The sequence below is a fragment of the Peribacillus sp. NPDC076916 genome, assembly GCF_050269675.1.
Classification (GTDB): Bacteria; Bacillota; Bacilli; order Bacillales; family DSM-1321; genus Peribacillus; species Peribacillus aracenensis.
The window spans coordinates 65,480-83,539 of record NZ_JBNNIU010000005.1; the positions used below are offsets into that span (position 1 = coordinate 65,480).

Below are 18,060 nucleotides of genomic sequence, written 5' to 3' on the forward strand. Positions count from 1 at the left end.
CTGCAACCTATTAGAATCTTGTAATACAGAGCTCATCTAATACGAATCATTCATCTGTTTCCCCCTTCTTAACTGGACTTCTCTGTCTCATACTAACCCTAATAAGGGATACTAAGGTTTTACGGATATATGAATCATATCCCCACGCAAAGGAACAACTAGGGAATGAAATCGCCTGTAAATTCTACACGAATTCATAGGCATTTTCCCTGTAGTTTTTGAAACCCTGATCCTTGATTTAATCCCTCTCCAGGCTGCTTCTATATTAGAGCTCCCATATAAAAGGCAACCAGGAAAATAAACTGGTCCTGATTGAATTAAACAGGAGCGATACTTTACATAATAGAAGGATACGCAAAGATTAACACTTGAACAGATCATTAAATTTTCTGTTTTTTCAAAATTAACCCATATTCTCAGCATCCATTCGTGTATAGTTGAAATATACCTGCTAAAAGGGGAGATAATTATGAAATCGACAGAACTAATCATCTTAAATCTAGAAGAGGTCAGAAGAAGAAACATTAAAATATGGACATCAATACCTAAAAGCACACTCCATTGGAAACCGGACGACAAGGCAATGAGCTGTTTAGAAATGGTTAGACATGTCCTTGATAGTGAGCATTACTATCATTTATCCATTAAAAATCAAGGTAGCCTACAAGTTTATGAATCACCATTTGAAAAACAGCCACTTACATCTGTTGAAGCGGAATTGAACTTTGCCGAACCATACAGGCGTGACTTTTTGGAAACAATCATGTCCTTCAGCGAGGATGACTTATCCAATATTAAAATCGACCGCTCCGATATGGGATATATCAGGGATTTAGGAGACATGTTGTTAAGAATCGCTTATCATGAGTCTGTACATACTGGTCAATTATTAGACTACTTAAGAACTGCTGGAGTTCCTAGAATTAACGTTTGGGATTAATCACATCATTTTCAAAGGGTGTTTCATCATGGTGAAGCACCTTTTTATGTTCGACTGCATACACATCCCCTATTGACCTATAACCTGAGTTCGAAGATAGCTTTGCCATAATCAAATCTATGATTTTTATATATTCTCTAAATGTGGACGAAAAGCGGTCCTATATTTTTACTGAAGCCTCCGGGGAGCGGGTTTCAAATAGTCTCCTTAGCAGACAACCCAACCATATTTCATGATGCAACACCATTTTCAAACATTCCAATCGTTCACCAAGAAAATGTTTCATGCTAGGAAATTGTGGAAAAGTAATGATAAGGAGGGATAAGAAATGATGTTATCAAAAAAAACAGCGGCCAGAATGGTTAGCTCCGTTATTCTAACCGGTTCTCTATTAGGGGCAGGTGCATCGTTTTCAACAGAATCGGTTGAGGCTGCATCCACAATGGATTCCACTTCTGACATAGCTAAGGAACACGCTCTTACCACCTTACATGAAATCTACAACAAAGCTTTTTCAGGTGAAATGCCTTATACTGCCATGGGTTTGAAAATTAATGAAAACACCCAAAAAGAAGTATATGAGACATTTGGTTCTCCCCCTGAACCAGGTAACACAGAAACTTTTGACTATTACCATGCAGAAATGGGGCATCCGGGATTTGCATTTGCCTATAACGATGACAAGACCATCTCACAGATCCGATATTTTGGGACAAATGTAGAACGGGACCATAATCTAGGAAGCATCACACCAAAAGTTTTAGGAAAACAACTTGGCAGTGCTGACGAAATACGCCATATTTCCAGTACGAATGAAATCAACTACATTTACAAGACAGGAAATTATGAACTGCAATTCATTGTCGGTGAAGATCAAACTGTAGATCATATCAATCTACTACAAGCTAAATAATATTTACGGCAATATAGTCGTTACAGGTTGTAGAGAACGAAAATTTTCTCTACAACCTTTTTTGTTTCGAGCCCCTCCTCTTCTTCCCTTTCAATTTCCGAACCACTGTTATCAGAATCGGTCTTTCCATTTACAAAAACCATACCCACCCCAAACGGATTCTTAATATTTTTACAATAAAATTAGCTTGTTCAATATTATTTCAATATATGGAGGTTGTCGGTAAGATGATTAATAAGTTCAGGGCTTTCACAGTATCGGTTCTAAGCATAGCCATCCTTTTTCAGGGTCTACCGGTCGAGGGTGCTGCAAAAGATGCAAAAGACAATCAGACAAATCCGGGAGGCAGATGGATGAAGGGGGAATATCATGCCCATACCACTCAGTCAGATGATGCCGAGGGATCACAGAGCCTTGAAAGCTTGCTAAATAACGCATTTGAGAAGTATGGCATGGATTGGATGGGAATTTCCGACCACTTAAGGATGTCTTCAAGGGATGATCAGGGACAATTGATTCCAGGCGGGCCGATACCGCTGTCTGAAGGAATCATTCAATATCAAGCCCCGAAAATGGAACAACTGCAAAAAGAGGGCAAGTTTAAAAATAAAGTCATCTTTTCAGGCTTCGAATGGGATATGCCTACATACGAGCATGTCGGCATAGGCATTTTGGGAGATCAGCCGGGCTCACCTAAAAGTCTGAAAGCTGCCAATCAGTTCGAATATCTGTTCACCAACCAGGATGAAAAGATGTTTGATTCTAAGGATGTAGCCGTTTGGAAAGCACAGGATCAAAGAGCCAATAAGACATCCGAGGATGCCCGAACAGCATTGGCATGGCTTGAGAAAAATTATAAGCATACAAGTTATGCCATATTGAACCACCCATCAAGAAAAATGGTGTACAACATTTCTGATTTTCGTGACTTCAACAATATCGCCCCGGATGTCATGTTCGGATTTGAAGGTATGCCAGGTAACCAGATGGAGCCAGATAGAGGCGGTTTAAATCTGACAACACCGGAAAACCGGACCTATGGCGGATCCGATTACATGCTTGCTAAGGTAGGAGGTGCATGGGATGCGCTTCTTGGGGAAGGTCGTAAGTTCTGGAATTTTTCCAATTCGGACTCCCATTTCGAAATCAGTGAAAATCGCCTATACTCCAGCGGTTACTGGCCAGGAGAATATTCCAAGAATTATACATGGGTAAATGGCTCATCAATAAAATCCGTCCTTGACGGCATGCGATCTGGGAAATCCTTCTCCGTTTTTGGTGACTTGATCGATGCCCTTAATTTCCAAGCTGAAAATGGGAACAACACGGTTGATATGGGCGGGGACCTTAAGGTAAAGGAGGGTCAGATGGTCAAGATCACCATCCGATTTAAGAGCCCCCAAAAGAACAACAACGGGGACCCCGTCAAAGTGGATCACGTGGACCTAATTTCGGGGGAAGTAACCGGGAAAGCAGTTCCTGGAACACCTGCTTATAATAAAGCCACCAATGATACGACAAAAGTGGTTAAACGCTTTACAAGTAAAGACTGGAAAACCGATCGTGATGGTTTTCATACCATCACTTACAAAGTCAAAGCGAATAAGGATCAATATTTCCGTTTGAGAGGCACGAACCTAGGGGAAAATGTCTCTGGAGAAACGATGGACGGGGAACCGCTGATCGATAAAAAGACTGAAATCGAGGATAACGAAACGCGTTTTTCGGAAATAAACAAACGTAACTATAAAGACCTTTGGTTCTATTCGAACCCTATTTTCGTCAGCGTAGAGGATAGGAATCATGATAAACACTAAGTTAAAAACAATCTTGCAATAGTTCTCGATGGCCCAAAAAACCCCTTTTCCACTTAGCTGTTAATCATGTGGATGAGGGGCTTTTTGTCTCCTTGGATTCTTAATGCCCTTCCTTTTCTTTAAAATCCTTCCTCGGATAAAGATGCATCTTTCTTTTATTATTATTTCACTTCAATGCGCGAAAATCCGTATAATTCACCAAGTTTCATTAACACTAATGATGTAAGTTATTTTCATTGACTTTTTTCCTTTTCTTGTATAGTATCACAGAGTATCAATCCCTATCAGATTACTAGGAGGTTTACCAAAATGAAAAAAATGGTTGCACTTTTATCGCTATTGTTAGCTTTCACGGTTGTACTTACCGCTTGTGGTACCAATACCAAAAATGAGGCAAACGATACCGGCAATAAATCTTCATCACAAGAAAGTCTATATGATAAAGTCAAAAAAGAAGGCGTATTAACTGTTGGAACTGAAGGTACATACCCTCCTTTCACATTCCACGATGATTCAGATAAACTAACGGGGTTTGATGTTGAAATTGCTAAAGAAGTGGCAAAACGCCTTGGAGTGAAAGCTGAATTCAAGGAAACACAATGGGACGGCATGTTTGCAGGCTTGGATGCTAAACGTTTTGATATGATCGCAAACCAAGTGGGCATCGATGAAGACCGTCAAAAGAAATATGATTTCTCTGATCCATATATTCAATCAGGGGCCGTATTGCTTGTACACAAAGATAATTCGGATATTAAATCCTTCGATGATTTGAAAGGCAAGACCTCTGCACAATCCTTAACGAGTAATTACAATGATCTAGCCAAATCACATGGTGCTGAAGTTACAGGCATTGAAGGATTTTCTCAAGCCGTACAGCTTATTGGCTCTAAACGTGTAGATGCCACGATCAATGACAAATTATCGTACCTTGATTATAAAAAGCAACATCCGGATGCACCTATCAAAGTCGCTGATGAGGAAGAAAGCGAAGTCGCCAGTGGTTTAATGTTCAGAAAAGACAGCGGCAAATTAGTGGAAGAAGTAAATAAAGCACTTAAAGCAATGAAAGACGACGGCACGTACGCGAAAATCTCGGATAAATGGTTTGGCGAAGATGTTTCTCCTAAGTAATATTTTCACGGACCCCGAGCGTATGAACCAGCTTGTTTCCATCGCTCAAACCTCCCTCTATCCAATGATAGAGGGAGCTATTCAATATACGATTCCACTAACATTGATCTCATTCGTTCTCGGCCTTGTTCTCGCTGTACTCACAGCATTGGCTAGATTATCTTCCATGAGAATTCTTCAAATAATTGCGCGTGTATATGTGTCAATCATCCGCGGGACACCTTTACTTGTGCAATTATTTATCATTTTCTATGGACTTCCAAATTTAGGTGTAACCATCGATCCTTTCATATCGGCTATTATAGGATTCTCTTTAAATGTAGGAGCATATGCTTCGGAAATTATACGAGCAGCCATTTTATCGATACCAAAAGGGCAATGGGAAGCAGGCTATTCAATCGGGATGACATATACCCAAGCTTTAAAGCGCATCATTTTGCCGCAAGCGGCTCGGGTATCCATCCCCCCATTATCCAATACGTTCATTAGCCTTTTAAAAGATACATCGCTTGCATCACTCATTCTTGTAACGGAATTATTCCGTAAAGCCCAGGAAATCGCTGCAAAAAACTATGAATTTCTACTACTATACATAGAGGCAGCTGTTTTATATTGGATTTTGTGTACCATTCTATCTTTCATTCAAGGAAGTTTAGAGGAGAGACTTAATCGTTATGTAGCAAAATAAGAACCGCAGTAGTTAAAGGAGATTTTAACATGATCAACATTAAGAATCTTCATAAATCATTTGGTGACCTTGACGTACTAAAGGGCATCGATTTGGAAGTGGAGCAAGGTAAAGTCATTGTATTGATCGGTCCTTCGGGTTCAGGTAAAACAACCTTTCTTCGGTGTTTGAATCTCCTTGAAGTACCCACGGACGGGACGATTGAAATCGATGAAACCGTAATGGACTTCAAAAAACCCGTTAAAAAAAATTCAATTACATCTTTTCGCAGTTTGACAGGGATGGTTTTCCAAAGCTATAACCTCTTCCCCCATAAAACAGCATTGGAAAATGTAATGGAAGGCCCCATCATTGTAAAAAACATAGCCAAACATCAAGCGAAAGAAACGGCTGCTGCCCTGCTTACAAAAGTGGGCTTAGGTGAAAAAATCGATTTTTATCCATTTCAATTGTCCGGCGGCCAGCAGCAACGAGTCGGAATTGCAAGGGCCCTGGCCATGGAGCCTAAAGTCATGCTATTCGATGAACCCACGTCCGCTTTAGACCCCGAACTAGTCGGAGACGTGCTACAGGTCATGAAAGACCTGGCGAAAGAAGAAGGAATGACAATGATCGTGGTTACCCATGAAATGCGTTTCGCCCGTGAAGTCGCCGACGAAGTCATTTTCATGGATGAAGGAAAAATAATGGAGCGGGGAACACCCGAGCAAATTTTCACAAATCCTAAAGAAGCGCGTACACGTAAATTCCTCAATATGATTCAATAAAAAACGGTGCTATTCAAGCACCGCTTACGACTCCCCCCCATTTTTGGAAATGGGGGTTTTGCATATCATTAAACTAATGAGATACTTGGACCCGCTCAGTCTGTTTCCGTGCATGGTATAACTGAAAAAGAATCAAAGCAAAAACGGAAAGTATGGCGCCGGATATAAAAGGTAATTCAATCGAAATCGAAAATAACCAACCGCCTATCGGGGGACCCGCAATCCTGCCGAACGAGTCGAAGGAAGATAGCAGGCCAGTGACACTGCCATGGCCGGTCATGGAACTTTTGGTCAGCAGTGCCGAAATTGCCGGCCGGATGAACCCATTACCCAATCCGAAGATAGTCAGGAAGATCGCCGATGTCCAAAAACCGGAAGAGAACAGGATGAGAATGAAACCAACTGCCGACAGGATGATTCCCATTCGGATAACCGCGCCTTCCCCATATTTCTTTGTCATCCTACCCACCAATCCACCTTGAACGATCGCACTGCCAAACCCCATGATCATAAAGATATAGCCTAATTGTACAAGACTTATATCAGCCTTTTTGGCTGCAAAATAGGCAAAAGTCGTTTCGAGTCCTGCCATTGAAAGGGTGACGATCATTTGCAGAAAGAACATGGTTTTAAGTGGCCCTTTAAAAGCTTTCCACATGGACTCTTTATTTATTGACTGTTGGGCTCTCTTTTCAACCTTATGTGATTCCTTTAGTATCGCAATCACTAAGAATAAAGTAATCAAAGAGGATATTCCTGCAATGTAAAACGGTAAGTTCAAACTTGATTTGGAGAATACCCCGCCAATTGCAGGTCCGAAGATGAATCCAAGCCCTGTAGCGGCCCCGATTATTCCCATCCCTTTTCCCCTATCTTCCGGCGTCGTAATATCAGCTACATACGCCATGGCGGTTGGCATGTTTGCCGATGACAAAATCCCGCCAATGATCCTGGCTACAAATAATACCCATAAGGAATCTGCCGAGGCCATGATGAAAAACGAAAGGGCCAATCCAGCAATCCCGATAATCATGACTGGCTTCCGTCCTATCCGGTCAGATATACGTCCCCACATCGGGGCAAAAAATAATTGCATTAATGAATAAACAGCCATTAAAAGACCAAGCTCAGTAGGACTGCCACCAACCTTTTCGGCAAGGAACGGAATGACGGGAATGATGATCCCAAATCCGACCATGACTAAAAACATCACTAAAAAAAGAACGGGTAACACCTTTTTTGTTTCCATTATTTTTTCTCCTTTTATTCTTCCACATTCGCTGCATACTTATATATAAAGGTTTGGGTCAAAAGAACAGCAACGAATTCCTTAATCATATTACTTAGCATAATCTTCCTAACAATACTTTAAACAGTTTATCATACAACCTTTACCAAATCAGTATGAAGTACGCTCTTCTTTCCGAAACTGCCTTAACTAAATAAAGACAGGCATCAGAATCCTGAAATTCACAGTGATTTTTCAGGTAACTGCACTTACGTTTTTTCCGCTTTGTTTCGTGAAAATAATGAATGAGTTCGTTAAATATCTTTCCTCCCCTTTAGGGGTACTCTATACTGTAGGGTATGATTGATGTTTGGGAGGTAGCAGAATGTCGAATGATCAGTGGATTTTAATTATTGACGATGAAGAAGATTTGGCACGTCTCATGGAGACAGTTTTACATAAAGAAGGTATCCCGAATATTGTTACGGCGGGGACGATTGCGGATGGGTGGGCAAAGTTTCAGGAGTTCGATCCATCACTGGTTTTGCTTGATATTATGCTGCCTGATGGTGAAGGCTATGATTTATGCAAGCAAATTCGTGAAGTGTCGAATGTACCCATTTTATTTTTGTCGGCAAAGGATGAGGAAATTGATAAGCTTCTAGGGTTGGCGATTGGCGGGGATGATTATATTACCAAACCATTCAGTCCGAAAGAAGTGGCATATCGAGTAAAGGCGCAGCTGAGACGTGCGGGCTTTTCAGAGGAAAAGGCCGTTCCGAAAAAACGGCAAGTTGGTCCATTTGAGCTTAGTGCAAATGAAAATGAAGTGAAAAAGGATGGCAAAACGCTTGAGCTCACAGCTAAAGAAATCGGACTAATGGGCTGTTTTATGCATCATCCGAATCAGATTTTAAGCAAGGAAACCTTATTTGAACTTGTGTGGGGCGATGATTTCTTTGGCTCTGATAATACAGTAATGGTACATATTCGTCGTTTACGCGAAAAAATCGAGACTGACCCTTCAAATCCTTCTTTTTTAATAACCGTTAAAGGGCTTGGTTATAAATTACAAACCAAGGGTGAAACAAAATGAAGTGGAAATTGACACGGCGCTTTTTAGGATCCGTTGTGACAATTGTTGTAATCGTAGGGATTGTAAATACAATTTTACTTTTATCCCTTCTCATTTATCGAGCCATGCATAATTTCGAAGCAGAAGAAGTTTCTGCTGAAAACTTTAGCAGAACATTTTCACAATATGTGGAACTAATAGATAACAAACCGATCGTAAATGAAGAAGGGCTGGAAAAACTGCGGAACAATAACGCCTGGATACAATTTTTGAATGATGAGGGTGAGCAAGTTGCAGCCTTTTATACACCTCAAAAATTGCAAACCGTATATTCTCCCATTGAAATCGTCCAAATGTATAAGTATAAGGAAATTGATGCAGAGACGACTGTTTTTGTCGGCGAAGCCCATAATTTCAGCTATTTTGTAGGAGTTAAGGAACAGAAAATTGGCCGCTATGTAATAACCTATGATTATGAAAAAGTTTTTAAGAACTTTAACATCTTACTAGTAATATTTTTAATCGTGGATATCATCATTGCATTAGTCATTGGATTCTTATTTGGAAAAAAATTAACGAGTCCGCTGAACATATTAATAGAAGGAATTCAGCAGCTTCGGGAGCGGCGCTTTAAAAAAATGAACATACCAAAAGGCGTTTATGAAGATGTATTTCGTAATATGAATGAACTATCGGTGAAGTTGGATCAGTATGAGAAAGAACGTGATCAACTAGACCAAATGCGTGAGGAATGGATTAGCAATATTTCTCATGACATGAAGACACCACTTGCTTCCATCCATGGTTATACAGAATTGATGAAAGATAACGCCACTGCATTAACTCCACAGGAATTGTATGAGTTTACATCCATTATTAATAGACAGTCCGTTTATATGAAAGATTTATTGGATGATCTGAATTTAACGATGCGTTTGCGCAACCAACGACTTCCTTTGCAATTTGAAGATGTTGATATCGTTGGGTTCATAAAAGAAATGACGATCGAGCTTTTAAATGATTCACAATTTGGTGATCAACAGGTTGAGTTCGTGGCAAATGTGGACAAAGCAACACATAAAGTGGATAAAAAATTACTGAAACGGGCGATTTTTAACCTTATCTATAACGCACTCGTACATAACGAGGAAAATGTCGTTGTTAAAATACAAATTGATGATATTGGTCCACAATCAGAACTGCATACCCAAATTACCATTGCCGATAATGGCCGCGGTATTCCCGCCAAAGATTTAGAACAGGTTTTTGAACGCTACTATCGAGGTACGAATACTGCAAGTACACATGGGACCGGTTTAGGAATGGCCATTGCAAGGGACATCATCCTGGCTCATAAAGGTAAAATAGATTTGACTAGCATTGAAAATAAAGGAACCACGATCACGATACTTTTATAAGTATTTTTCTTGCAGAGAAAGGGCTGTCCGCAACTTCAAGACAGCCCTTCTTTCCTATTATTTTGTTTGTGCCTTTTTTGGAATGTCTTCGAATTTCACTTCATCATATGACGAAACTTCATCACCATTTTTCACGTACATCTTTAAGTAAGCATCTTTTCGAAGATTTTTTTGTGCCGTGAATTCAAGCGGAATCGTTTCACCATCTGCATTTTTGGCGTCAAGTTTATAAGAATAGTACGTCATCACCGAACCATCATCCAGTTTGGTTTCATGTTGTACCCCATCCTCTGTAATTTGCAAATAATAATTGTCCGCATTCATGCGGTTGAAGTCGATTTTAGTAAGCGCGATGACTCCTGCGGCTCCAAGTATAAACAAAATGCCAACTACCATAAGAAATTTCTTCACTTCGATCATCCTTCTGTTTTATTATTTTGTATGATAATACGATTGTAGGAAGCTGCCGTTAAGATATAATACATACCGTAAATAACCGTATAAGCGACCATCCAGATCATCACAGGTTTTGCTAGATTCATCATCAATAAGCCCGAGAAGGCTTTTAAAGCAACCGCACTGTGTAATAACCCCACTGCCAGTGGAACGAAAAAGATTACAAGCACTTGTGATGCAATGGATTTCCGCATTTCTTTTGCGTTAACGCCCAATTTATGAAGCATATTGTATTGTGTTTTATCTTCCTCCGCTTCCGTTAGAACTTTAAAGTAAATGATACTGCCTGTTGCTGCTAAAAAAACCAGACCAAGAAAACTTCCGATAAAGAGCAATGAGCCGACACTTTCGATGCTTGTTTGGAAATCTTGAGGGGCACTGGAAAATAGCGCTTCTTCAGGCACTTGTGTTGCAATTTTTTCCGATAAATCCGTGGAAGCTTGATCAACACCGATGACACGATATTTTAGCGCTTCCCCTTCTTTTTGCAATAATTTAAATTGCTCATTCGATACGACCACTGCAATGCCTGCTGTTCCGGCATTTAAAACGGTTTGTGTTTTAAAGCTTTGGAATGTGATTGCCGTGTTGTTTTCTGTCCTGATGGTCTTGTCCTTGTATTCAGGTGAGAATCTTTTGTCATATCCAATATCTAAAATGACTGCTTTTTCATTACTCACATGCAGTGCTTCCTTGCCTTGCACTTCTGCTAATTTGTTATATGTTCTTTCATCGATTATCGTGTAAATCCTTTTATCCGAGCTATCGAATGCCGATCCATTATTCAATTCTTTCGTATTAAATGTGACAGATAGTGCTTCGACATTTTCATCATACTTTGTATTTGGCAATACATCGCTGACTTGATGATCGCTTTTTGCATCCGTTTGCTGATACATGAAGGTATTCGGATCAACGGTCATAACTTGGTCATTCGCGTTATAATAAAGACCATAAACCGCACCGCCAGCCGTTACCGTTGTAGCACTTAACACCGCAATTACGGTCAATGTACGTGCATTCCCCCGTATTCGATATAGCAGTTGCGAAATCGTCATCAGATGCAGGCCTTTCCATAGCCATTTTTCATTTTTCTTGATCATGGCCAAAACAAAGCCCGTCACACTATGAAACAATAAAAACGTACCGGCAATAACCGTTGTCAAAATAATGAGTGCCGTCATTAAAAAGCCGACCTTTTCCCATACTTTAGAAGTAAAAATATCTTGCATCGCCAACCAATAGCCCATGACAATCAGGAAAATTCCCAGAAAGGCTACAATCATCGATGGCTTCGGTGCAGCTTCCCCCTTTTTCGATGCATGGAAGAGATCAATTAGTTTAAATTGATAGATCAAACGATAGCCCTGGAATGATGTCACCAAGAAAATCATAAGAAATACGATAGAGGTGTTCAAAGCTGCAGATCCCGAAAATGTAAATGGTGCCATGACATCATAGCCCATTAAATAGATCAAAATCGTCATGAACCCTTTTGAACAAAGAAATCCAAGTAAAATCCCCACAACCAATGAAACCAAACCTAGCAATAGGTTCTCAAAGAAGAGCATAAAACCAATCTGACGATTACGTACGCCAAGCAATGCATATAATGCCACTTCTTTTTTACGCCTTTTCATAAAGAATGAATTGGAATAGGCAATAAAAATGGCAACGAAGAAAATCAGGATGACTGCCGCACCACTCATCAATGAATCTAATTTCTGTGATGAAGCCGTTTGTTCTGCAACTGTATCGCTATATTTTAATGTTACAAATGTGAAGTAGATGATAATGCTAAATACCATGGATGCGATATATATAAAATATTTGGAGAGGTTCCGGGCAATATTTTTCCTCGCCAGACTAAATAACGTCATCTACCTCACCTCCAATTGTTGCAAGGACATCCATAATTTCTTGGAAGAAAGCTTTACGTGATTGGCCACGGCGATAAATTTCTGTAGAAAGCGTTCCATCCTTGATGAAAATGATCCGCCGGCAGAAGCTTGCGGCATATGCATCATGTGTCACCAACATGATGGTCGAATTATTTTTTTCATTTAGTTCACTTAAACTTTCCAGAAGGCCTGTTGCTGATTTTGAATCAAGTGCACCTGTTGGCTCATCAGCCAGGATCAATGCAGGCTCTGTCACAAGCGCTCTTGCAGCAGCTGTTCTTTGCTTTTGCCCACCGGAGATTTGATAAGGGTATTTAGCTAATAAAGCTTCAATCCCAAATACTTTAGCAATACGATTCACCAATTTAGTAATTTCTTTCGCTGGAACTTTCGCAATAGCCAGTGGTAATAATATATTTTCCTTCACAGTCAATGAGTCGAGCAAATTGTAATCCTGGAAGATGAAACCAAGATTATCACGTCTGAAATCCGTTAAGTCTGCCCCTTTCATATCGTGAATGCTCGTATCATTCATGAAAATTTTCCCTTCAGTCGGCGAATCAATGGTTGCCAGCATATTGAGCAACGTCGATTTCCCTGCTCCAGAAGGCCCCATGATCCCTACAAACTCCCCTTCATGAATGTCAAAAGATATATTTTCCAACGCTGTGTAGGCAGCGCTTGATTTACCATATGTTTTTTTTATATTTTCCACTTTTAATAATGGTTCCATTTGTTTCACCTCTTCAGTATTGTTGATACTTATACTTTACATGCTCATTCTTACAGCATCTTTGTCCCAACCTTACAGCAAGCTTAAATCCAAAAAAAAACGCCTTCCATTTAAATGGAAAGACGTTTTTTTGGATTTTTCAAAAGGTAAAGTATCAGGGCATGGATCTTTATCATTTAACTTTGCTTCAATAGCCTGCGGTCGATTACAAAATTCCCAAATGGGATGAATGAAACGATGAAAATCATCGCCATTTTTAAAAAGGACCATTTTGATATGACGCTCACATAAAGTAATAAAAGCCCAAACACGACAAATAAGAAACCATGGATGCTGCCTAAAATGAGTGTTGCTTCCCCAATATCCAATATGTACTTAATGGGCATACCAATGGCAAGCAATAGAACATATGAGATTCCCTCAATTATTGTAATAAACCGAAACCATCCAATAGCTGTAGAAAACATTCGCACATCCCCTTATTCATTGTACAAGTATGGCACAAACAGACTTCCAGCTTCTTGTCCCCCATCCAAAATATGTTCCTCTATCATATTATATTACTGGCAGATCCCCTAATAAATAGTACCAGCTTTTCCTAAAAATAGAACAACAAAAGAAGCCCAATCCAAGTATTGGGCCTAATTATTTCTATAGCCAATTACTGACTACCAAGTAGTTGATTTTAGTACCATAGCATCTTACGTCACTTGTTGAAATTGCCTATTTCACTTTTCAACCAGCAAGGTTCAATATTTCCTTCTGTAACACCTTGTTTACGGTTACTTCCATATTCCGCTATTTCTTCGAGACGCTTTTGTTCATAAGCTAATTTTTTCTCCGCCCTGGAAAATACCTCTTCAATTTCAACCGGTGAAACAATAACTACACCATCCTCATCTCCTATGACTAACTCACCAGGATGAACAGTTACACCGCCACATGTGATCGTCGCATCTCCCGGTCGATCTTTACACGGCCCGTTTGGAGTGAATCCCTTTGCAAAAATCGGAAACCCCAATTCACAAAGTGCCTAAACCGTCAATGATAATCCCATCTAGTCCTACTGCGTGCGCAGCCCCAGCCATTAACTCTCCAAGGTAGGCATTTCCTTCGTGACCTTTCCCATCCGCAATTAACACATAGCCTTCACTTCCAGCATATATGGCTTGATGCAGTAGTAGATTATCCCCCGCAATCATATCAACCGTCATTTGCTGTTGCCATCACTTTCATTCCGGATGACACAGGCTTTATCTTATAATCCATTACACGAGCATTAGATTCATACAAAGCGTCTGCTATAAGGGTCGTATTTAACTTTTTAGCTCTTTCAATGATAGACTTGGGTAATAACGGAGGCTTTGAAGTTAATCTATTCAATTGCTAACACCTCATTTTGCTATTTATTCATGGATCGTTGCTTTCAATTCCGCAAACAATAATAACTAAATTGATAATGTGCCGAAAAGGATAGCTGTAATAATCATGACCAACGCTGATCCGACAGCGTATTTAAGTGAAAACCTAATATGCTCCCTAAACTCTATGCCGACAAGCCCAATCAATACATATACTGACCCGACCAATGGACTTAATAAATGTAATGGCTGCCCTAATAAAGAGGCCTGTGCAATCTCCAGTTTATCAATACCGAATCCCGAAGCAGTCTCAGCAATGATTGGAATAATACCGAAATAATAAGGGTCATTTGCCATCACAAACGTAAATGGCATACTGGTCAATCCTACAATTACAGGCAATTGTGGACCTAGGAAGTCTGGTATAATATGCACTAAAGTTGAGGCCATGGCATCCACCATTTCAGTTCCCTCCAATATTCCTGCGAAAATACCCGCAGCAAAGATCAAGGAAGTGACAGTTAGAATGTTTCCTGCATGTGCTTCAACTCTTCTCTGTTGCTCTTTTAAATTCGGATAGTTTACAACTATGACTATGACAAATGCGATCATAAATAGAGCAGGTAATGGTAAAATTGCTTTAACTAGGGCAAAAACCAATAATAGTGTAAGAATGATGTTGAACCAATACAATTTGGGTCTTTTTAATGATTGGTCCGTAATGTCCTCCATTGATACGGCTATTTCACCCTCTGTTTCTGTATAATGACCAAATACACCTAACCTTTTGCGTTCCCTAACACCAAAAAACACGCCTAGCCCAATGACATATAATGCCCCAGCGATGATAGAAGGGATAATTGGTCCCAGGAGTTCCATAGCGTCGTATCCAAAGATGGACATTACCCTTGCAGTTGGTCCCCCCCAAGGAAGTACATTCATGATTCCCATTGACATTGCTGGGAGACAAGCAAGTATTAACTTATTCATCCCTAACTTCTCGTATAATGGCAATAATGCTGTAACGACAATAAGATACGTGATCGTTCCATCCCCGTCCAATCCTACCAATAAAGACAATACTGCAGTAGTAACGGAAATCTTTAATGGATCCCCTTTTGATATCTTCACCATTCTTGTTACCAAAGGATCAAACATGCCTGCATCTATTAATATTCCAAAATATAAAATGGCAAATATCACCATTATCGCAGTTGGTGCAATTGTTTCAATCCCACTCATCATCATAGGTCCTAAATCAGTGAATCCGCCTATCAGAGCAAAAATGACCGGAATGATAATCAGGGCATTAAGTGCACTCAATCGCTTACTCATAATTAAATACATAAAAACAACAATCATCATGAACCCTAATATTGATAACATATATACCCCCCCTTGTTTTGTATCCGTTTTCATTCATAATTACTTTAAAGGGATTCACTTGAATCCCCTTTAGTAATCAACCAAGCTTTTTTTGACCCTTTGGTTTAGAATGCAGCCTGTCGTTCGGCCCTGCCTTAAGAATAAAGCTTCCACCATCGTGCCCCATTGTACTTTTGATATTGCTGGCGACCTCGAGTAATGAGTCAAGATTAATGGCTGTCCGGATTCCCATTTCATGAAAGCCATGTACGATATCTTCTGTGGGGATATTTCCTGCAGCGTTAGGGGCATAAGGGCATCCTCCCAATCCAGTTGTGGAACTATCAAAATCAGTGACCCCTTGCTGCAAGGCTGCCACTGCATTGGCAAATGCCATTCCTCTTGTATTGTGTAAATGTAAAGTGATCTTGAAACTAGGGAATAATTCTCTAATGATACTTAACAATTCAGATACTTGCTTTGGGTTTCCCATTCCAGCCGTATCTGCCAAAGAAACTTCGTTAACCCCCATATCTTTGTATCCTTCAAGAATGGATACTATCTTTTCCAGAGGTACCTTACCTTCATATGGACAGCCAAATGCTACCGCAATTGAACCTCCTACTTCTACACCATATTTTCCAGCCAGTTCTACAATCGGCAGGTGATCCATTTGTGCTTCTTTAACCATACAGTTGGAATTGGATAGGCTATGTGAATCCGTGGCAGATAATAATATCTTTATTTTTTTCATCCCTGCATTAATGGCTCGTTCCGCTCCGCGCAAGTTGGGAACCAGCGCTCGGAACTTCACTCCATCTAAGTCCTGAACCCGCTTTACCACCTCTTCAGCATCTTTTAATTGAGGTATTGCTCGAGGATGCACAAAAGATGTAACTTCAATATGTTTGATTCCTGTATTTGCCAGACCACGGATAATGCGAATCTTTTCTTCTGTCGGTATCCATTTGTCTTCCATTTGAAAACCATCTCGCGGGAGAACTTCCCATATATTCACTTCATCAGGTAAGATCATTTGTTCATTTTTCATGTTAGATGACCCCTTTGGCTTTTAGATTCGTTAATTCCTCTTCAGATAATCCAAGTTCTTCACTGAACACTTGTTTGTTATGCTCTCCCAGCTCCGGTGCACGATGACGGATACGCCCCGGTGTTTCTGAAAACTTAGGTACAATGCCGGGGACTTTAATTGTTCCTAACCGAGGATGATCAACTTCCAAAATATTTTCCCTTGCTTGATAATGAGGATCTTCAAAGATGTCCTTGATGCTTAATATTGGTGAAATGGGAACACCAAACTCATCCATTTTACTCAAAAGCTCTTGTTTATTTAATGATTTCATAAAGGTCATAACAAGTTCTTGAAGGAAGCTATCGTTATTCATTCGTTTTTTATTCGTTATATAATCAGGGTTTTCTATCAAATCCGACCGTCCCATAGCTTGAGCCAGACGTTCCCATGTTTTTTGTGTACTGCATACCATAACAACCCAATGCCCGTCTTTTGTTTGGTAAGTACCTGAAGGACTTGAATGACCATGAAGCATAGGTGCTCTCTCACGTACTTTACCGAGCTGATCATGCTCAGCAATTAAGAAATCCATCATCCTGAACATTCCTTCATATAATCCCATCTCAACGATTTGACCTTTTTCAGCTTTAGAAGTTTCGCGATGAAGGAGAGCGCTTACAGTCCCAAAGGCAATATAAATGCCAGATATATAATCAAGTAATGAAAATGAAGGACTTACTGGGTGGCGGTCCTGAAATCCCTGTAAATGGGTATATCCCGAAAAGGCGGTACTAGGTGTTCCAAACCCGGCCTTTTCTGCATATGGTCCCGTTTGCCCGTAACCCGATTGCCTAGTCATAATGAGACGGGGATTCACTTCTTTCAGCTCTTCATAGCCCAGTCCCCATTTCTCCATTGTTCCAGGCCTGAAATTTTCTATCAGTACATCTGCAGTGCCAATTAATTTTTTAAATAACTCCCTCCCCTCAATAGTGCGAATGTCCAAAGTTATAGACTGCTTATTACGTGCAAGACCTGGCCACCTCAATGGTTCAGAACCCTTCCACGGTCCAAGCCCCCTTAAAGGATCCCCTTTATCCGGAAGTTCCACTTTTAACACTTCGGCTCCCAAGTCCGCTAATAAGGTAGCTGCAAACGGAGCAGCAATCACAGTCGATGCATCGATAACACGAATTCCAGTCAGAGGTCCATTTGTTGGATTATCCATAAT

General features: G+C 40.2%; 19 protein-coding genes. 8 read left to right on the plus strand and 11 right to left on the minus strand.

Features of this window, described 5'->3' with window-relative positions:
* The first annotated feature begins 469 nt into the window (after positions 1–469).
* The 6 genes from ACQKFG_RS17100 (at position 470) to ACQKFG_RS17125 (ending at position 6,259) form a co-directional block, all read left to right on the plus strand.
* Entirely contained in the window at positions 470–940 is a 471-nt protein-coding gene (locus ACQKFG_RS17100; RefSeq protein WP_342615091.1) for a DinB family protein, read from the plus strand.
* Between the two features lie 328 nt (positions 941–1,268).
* Positions 1,269–1,853 carry a YjgB family protein gene (locus tag ACQKFG_RS17105; protein ID WP_427560928.1) on the plus strand — a complete coding sequence of 195 codons (585 nt, stop codon included), beginning with the start codon at positions 1,269–1,271 and terminating at the stop codon, positions 1,851–1,853.
* Positions 1,854–2,080: 227 nt separating this feature from the next.
* Positions 2,081–3,670 (plus strand): S-layer protein, encoded by a 1,590-nt coding sequence (locus ACQKFG_RS17110; RefSeq protein WP_427560931.1) that lies wholly within the window; start codon positions 2,081–2,083, stop codon positions 3,668–3,670.
* A 309-nt stretch (positions 3,671–3,979) separates the two neighbouring features.
* A complete protein-coding gene (locus ACQKFG_RS17115) occupies positions 3,980–4,804 on the plus strand; it encodes a transporter substrate-binding domain-containing protein (protein ID WP_427560934.1) in 825 nt (274 codons plus the stop codon).
* Positions 4,788–5,492, plus strand: coding sequence for an amino acid ABC transporter permease (locus tag ACQKFG_RS17120; RefSeq protein ID WP_427561273.1), 705 nt, complete (start codon positions 4,788–4,790; stop codon positions 5,490–5,492). Before ACQKFG_RS17115 ends, ACQKFG_RS17120 begins: the two co-directional genes overlap by 17 nt.
* A gap of 29 nt (positions 5,493–5,521) precedes the next feature.
* Positions 5,522–6,259: an amino acid ABC transporter ATP-binding protein gene (locus tag ACQKFG_RS17125; protein WP_260287888.1), complete on the plus strand. Its 738-nt coding sequence runs from the start codon at positions 5,522–5,524 to the stop codon at positions 6,257–6,259.
* Positions 6,260–6,332: 73 nt separating this feature from the next.
* Here the strand turns inward: ACQKFG_RS17125 and ACQKFG_RS17130 are convergent, their stop codons facing one another.
* On the minus strand, positions 6,333–7,508 hold the full coding sequence (locus ACQKFG_RS17130) for an MFS transporter (RefSeq protein WP_427560938.1): 1,176 nt from the start codon (positions 7,506–7,508) through the stop codon (positions 6,333–6,335).
* Positions 7,509–7,872: 364 nt separating this feature from the next.
* Between ACQKFG_RS17130 and ACQKFG_RS17135 the strand changes: the two genes are divergently transcribed.
* Both ACQKFG_RS17135 and ACQKFG_RS17140 read left to right on the plus strand, forming a co-directional pair.
* Positions 7,873–8,583, plus strand: a complete 711-nt coding sequence (locus ACQKFG_RS17135; RefSeq protein WP_427560941.1) for a response regulator transcription factor — start codon at positions 7,873–7,875, stop codon at positions 8,581–8,583.
* Entirely contained in the window at positions 8,580–9,980 is a 1,401-nt protein-coding gene (locus tag ACQKFG_RS17140) for a sensor histidine kinase (protein WP_427560944.1), read from the plus strand. The genes ACQKFG_RS17135 and ACQKFG_RS17140 overlap by 4 nt, the downstream gene beginning before the upstream one ends.
* Before the next feature lie 57 nt (positions 9,981–10,037).
* On the opposite strand, the gene ACQKFG_RS17145 is transcribed toward ACQKFG_RS17140, so the two are convergent.
* The 10 genes from ACQKFG_RS17145 to ACQKFG_RS17190 form a co-directional block, all read right to left on the minus strand.
* Complete coding sequence (locus ACQKFG_RS17145; RefSeq protein ID WP_192207837.1) at positions 10,038–10,400, minus strand: YxeA family protein; 363 nt, start codon at positions 10,398–10,400, stop codon at positions 10,038–10,040.
* Positions 10,397–12,316, minus strand: coding sequence for an ABC transporter permease (locus tag ACQKFG_RS17150; RefSeq protein WP_427560947.1), 1,920 nt, complete (start codon positions 12,314–12,316; stop codon positions 10,397–10,399). The genes ACQKFG_RS17145 and ACQKFG_RS17150 overlap by 4 nt, the downstream gene beginning before the upstream one ends.
* The gene (locus ACQKFG_RS17155; RefSeq protein WP_192207835.1) at positions 12,303–13,070 is read right to left on the minus strand and encodes an ABC transporter ATP-binding protein; all 768 of its coding nucleotides are present in this window, start codon (positions 13,068–13,070) and stop codon (positions 12,303–12,305) included. The genes ACQKFG_RS17150 and ACQKFG_RS17155 overlap by 14 nt, the downstream gene beginning before the upstream one ends.
* 176 nt (positions 13,071–13,246) lie before the next feature.
* Entirely contained in the window at positions 13,247–13,537 is a 291-nt protein-coding gene (locus ACQKFG_RS17160; RefSeq protein ID WP_192207834.1) for a DUF3817 domain-containing protein, read from the minus strand.
* A gap of 239 nt (positions 13,538–13,776) precedes the next feature.
* Entirely contained in the window at positions 13,777–14,091 is a 315-nt protein-coding gene (locus ACQKFG_RS17165) for an RraA family protein (RefSeq protein ID WP_427560951.1), read from the minus strand.
* A gap of 1 nt (position 14,092) precedes the next feature.
* Positions 14,093–14,284 carry a hypothetical protein gene (locus ACQKFG_RS17170; protein WP_427560954.1) on the minus strand — a complete coding sequence of 64 codons (192 nt, stop codon included), beginning with the start codon at positions 14,282–14,284 and terminating at the stop codon, positions 14,093–14,095.
* On the minus strand, positions 14,274–14,453 hold the full coding sequence (locus ACQKFG_RS17175; protein WP_228467612.1) for a hypothetical protein: 180 nt from the start codon (positions 14,451–14,453) through the stop codon (positions 14,274–14,276). The genes ACQKFG_RS17170 and ACQKFG_RS17175 overlap by 11 nt, the downstream gene beginning before the upstream one ends.
* Before the next feature lie 65 nt (positions 14,454–14,518).
* Positions 14,519–15,817, minus strand: a complete 1,299-nt coding sequence (locus ACQKFG_RS17180; RefSeq protein WP_192207833.1) for a CitMHS family transporter — start codon at positions 15,815–15,817, stop codon at positions 14,519–14,521.
* 76 nt (positions 15,818–15,893) lie between these two features.
* Positions 15,894–16,847, minus strand: coding sequence for a hydroxymethylglutaryl-CoA lyase (locus ACQKFG_RS17185; RefSeq protein WP_427560957.1), 954 nt, complete (start codon positions 16,845–16,847; stop codon positions 15,894–15,896).
* A 1-nt stretch (position 16,848) separates the two neighbouring features.
* Complete coding sequence (locus ACQKFG_RS17190) at positions 16,849–18,057, minus strand: CaiB/BaiF CoA transferase family protein (RefSeq protein ID WP_192207831.1); 1,209 nt, start codon at positions 18,055–18,057, stop codon at positions 16,849–16,851.
* Positions 18,058–18,060: the final 3 nt, after the last annotated feature.

Excerpts from the sequence above, each read along its gene's own strand:
- ACQKFG_RS17100 (WP_342615091.1), top strand. The coding sequence starts at position 470 with ATGAAATCGACAGAACTAATCATCTTAAATCTAGAAGAGGTCAGAAGA.
- ACQKFG_RS17105 (WP_427560928.1), top strand. The coding sequence starts at position 1,269 with ATGATGTTATCAAAAAAAACAGCGGCCAGAATGGTTAGCTCCGTTATT.
- ACQKFG_RS17110 (WP_427560931.1), top strand. The coding sequence starts at position 2,081 with ATGATTAATAAGTTCAGGGCTTTCACAGTATCGGTTCTAAGCATAGCC.
- ACQKFG_RS17115 (WP_427560934.1), top strand. The coding sequence starts at position 3,980 with ATGAAAAAAATGGTTGCACTTTTATCGCTATTGTTAGCTTTCACGGTT.
- ACQKFG_RS17120 (WP_427561273.1), top strand. The coding sequence starts at position 4,788 with ATGTTTCTCCTAAGTAATATTTTCACGGACCCCGAGCGTATGAACCAG.
- ACQKFG_RS17125 (WP_260287888.1), top strand. The coding sequence starts at position 5,522 with ATGATCAACATTAAGAATCTTCATAAATCATTTGGTGACCTTGACGTA.
- ACQKFG_RS17130 (WP_427560938.1), bottom strand. The coding sequence starts at position 7,508 with ATGGAAACAAAAAAGGTGTTACCCGTTCTTTTTTTAGTGATGTTTTTA.
- ACQKFG_RS17135 (WP_427560941.1), top strand. The coding sequence starts at position 7,873 with ATGTCGAATGATCAGTGGATTTTAATTATTGACGATGAAGAAGATTTG.
- ACQKFG_RS17140 (WP_427560944.1), top strand. The coding sequence starts at position 8,580 with ATGAAGTGGAAATTGACACGGCGCTTTTTAGGATCCGTTGTGACAATT.
- ACQKFG_RS17145 (WP_192207837.1), bottom strand. The coding sequence starts at position 10,400 with ATGATCGAAGTGAAGAAATTTCTTATGGTAGTTGGCATTTTGTTTATA.
- ACQKFG_RS17150 (WP_427560947.1), bottom strand. The coding sequence starts at position 12,316 with ATGACGTTATTTAGTCTGGCGAGGAAAAATATTGCCCGGAACCTCTCC.
- ACQKFG_RS17155 (WP_192207835.1), bottom strand. The coding sequence starts at position 13,070 with ATGGAACCATTATTAAAAGTGGAAAATATAAAAAAAACATATGGTAAA.
- ACQKFG_RS17160 (WP_192207834.1), bottom strand. The coding sequence starts at position 13,537 with ATGTTTTCTACAGCTATTGGATGGTTTCGGTTTATTACAATAATTGAG.
- ACQKFG_RS17170 (WP_427560954.1), bottom strand. The coding sequence starts at position 14,284 with ATGACGGTTGATATGATTGCGGGGGATAATCTACTACTGCATCAAGCC.
- ACQKFG_RS17180 (WP_192207833.1), bottom strand. The coding sequence starts at position 15,817 with ATGTTATCAATATTAGGGTTCATGATGATTGTTGTTTTTATGTATTTA.
- ACQKFG_RS17185 (WP_427560957.1), bottom strand. The coding sequence starts at position 16,847 with ATGAAAAATGAACAAATGATCTTACCTGATGAAGTGAATATATGGGAA.
- ACQKFG_RS17190 (WP_192207831.1), bottom strand. The coding sequence starts at position 18,057 with ATGGATAATCCAACAAATGGACCTCTGACTGGAATTCGTGTTATCGAT.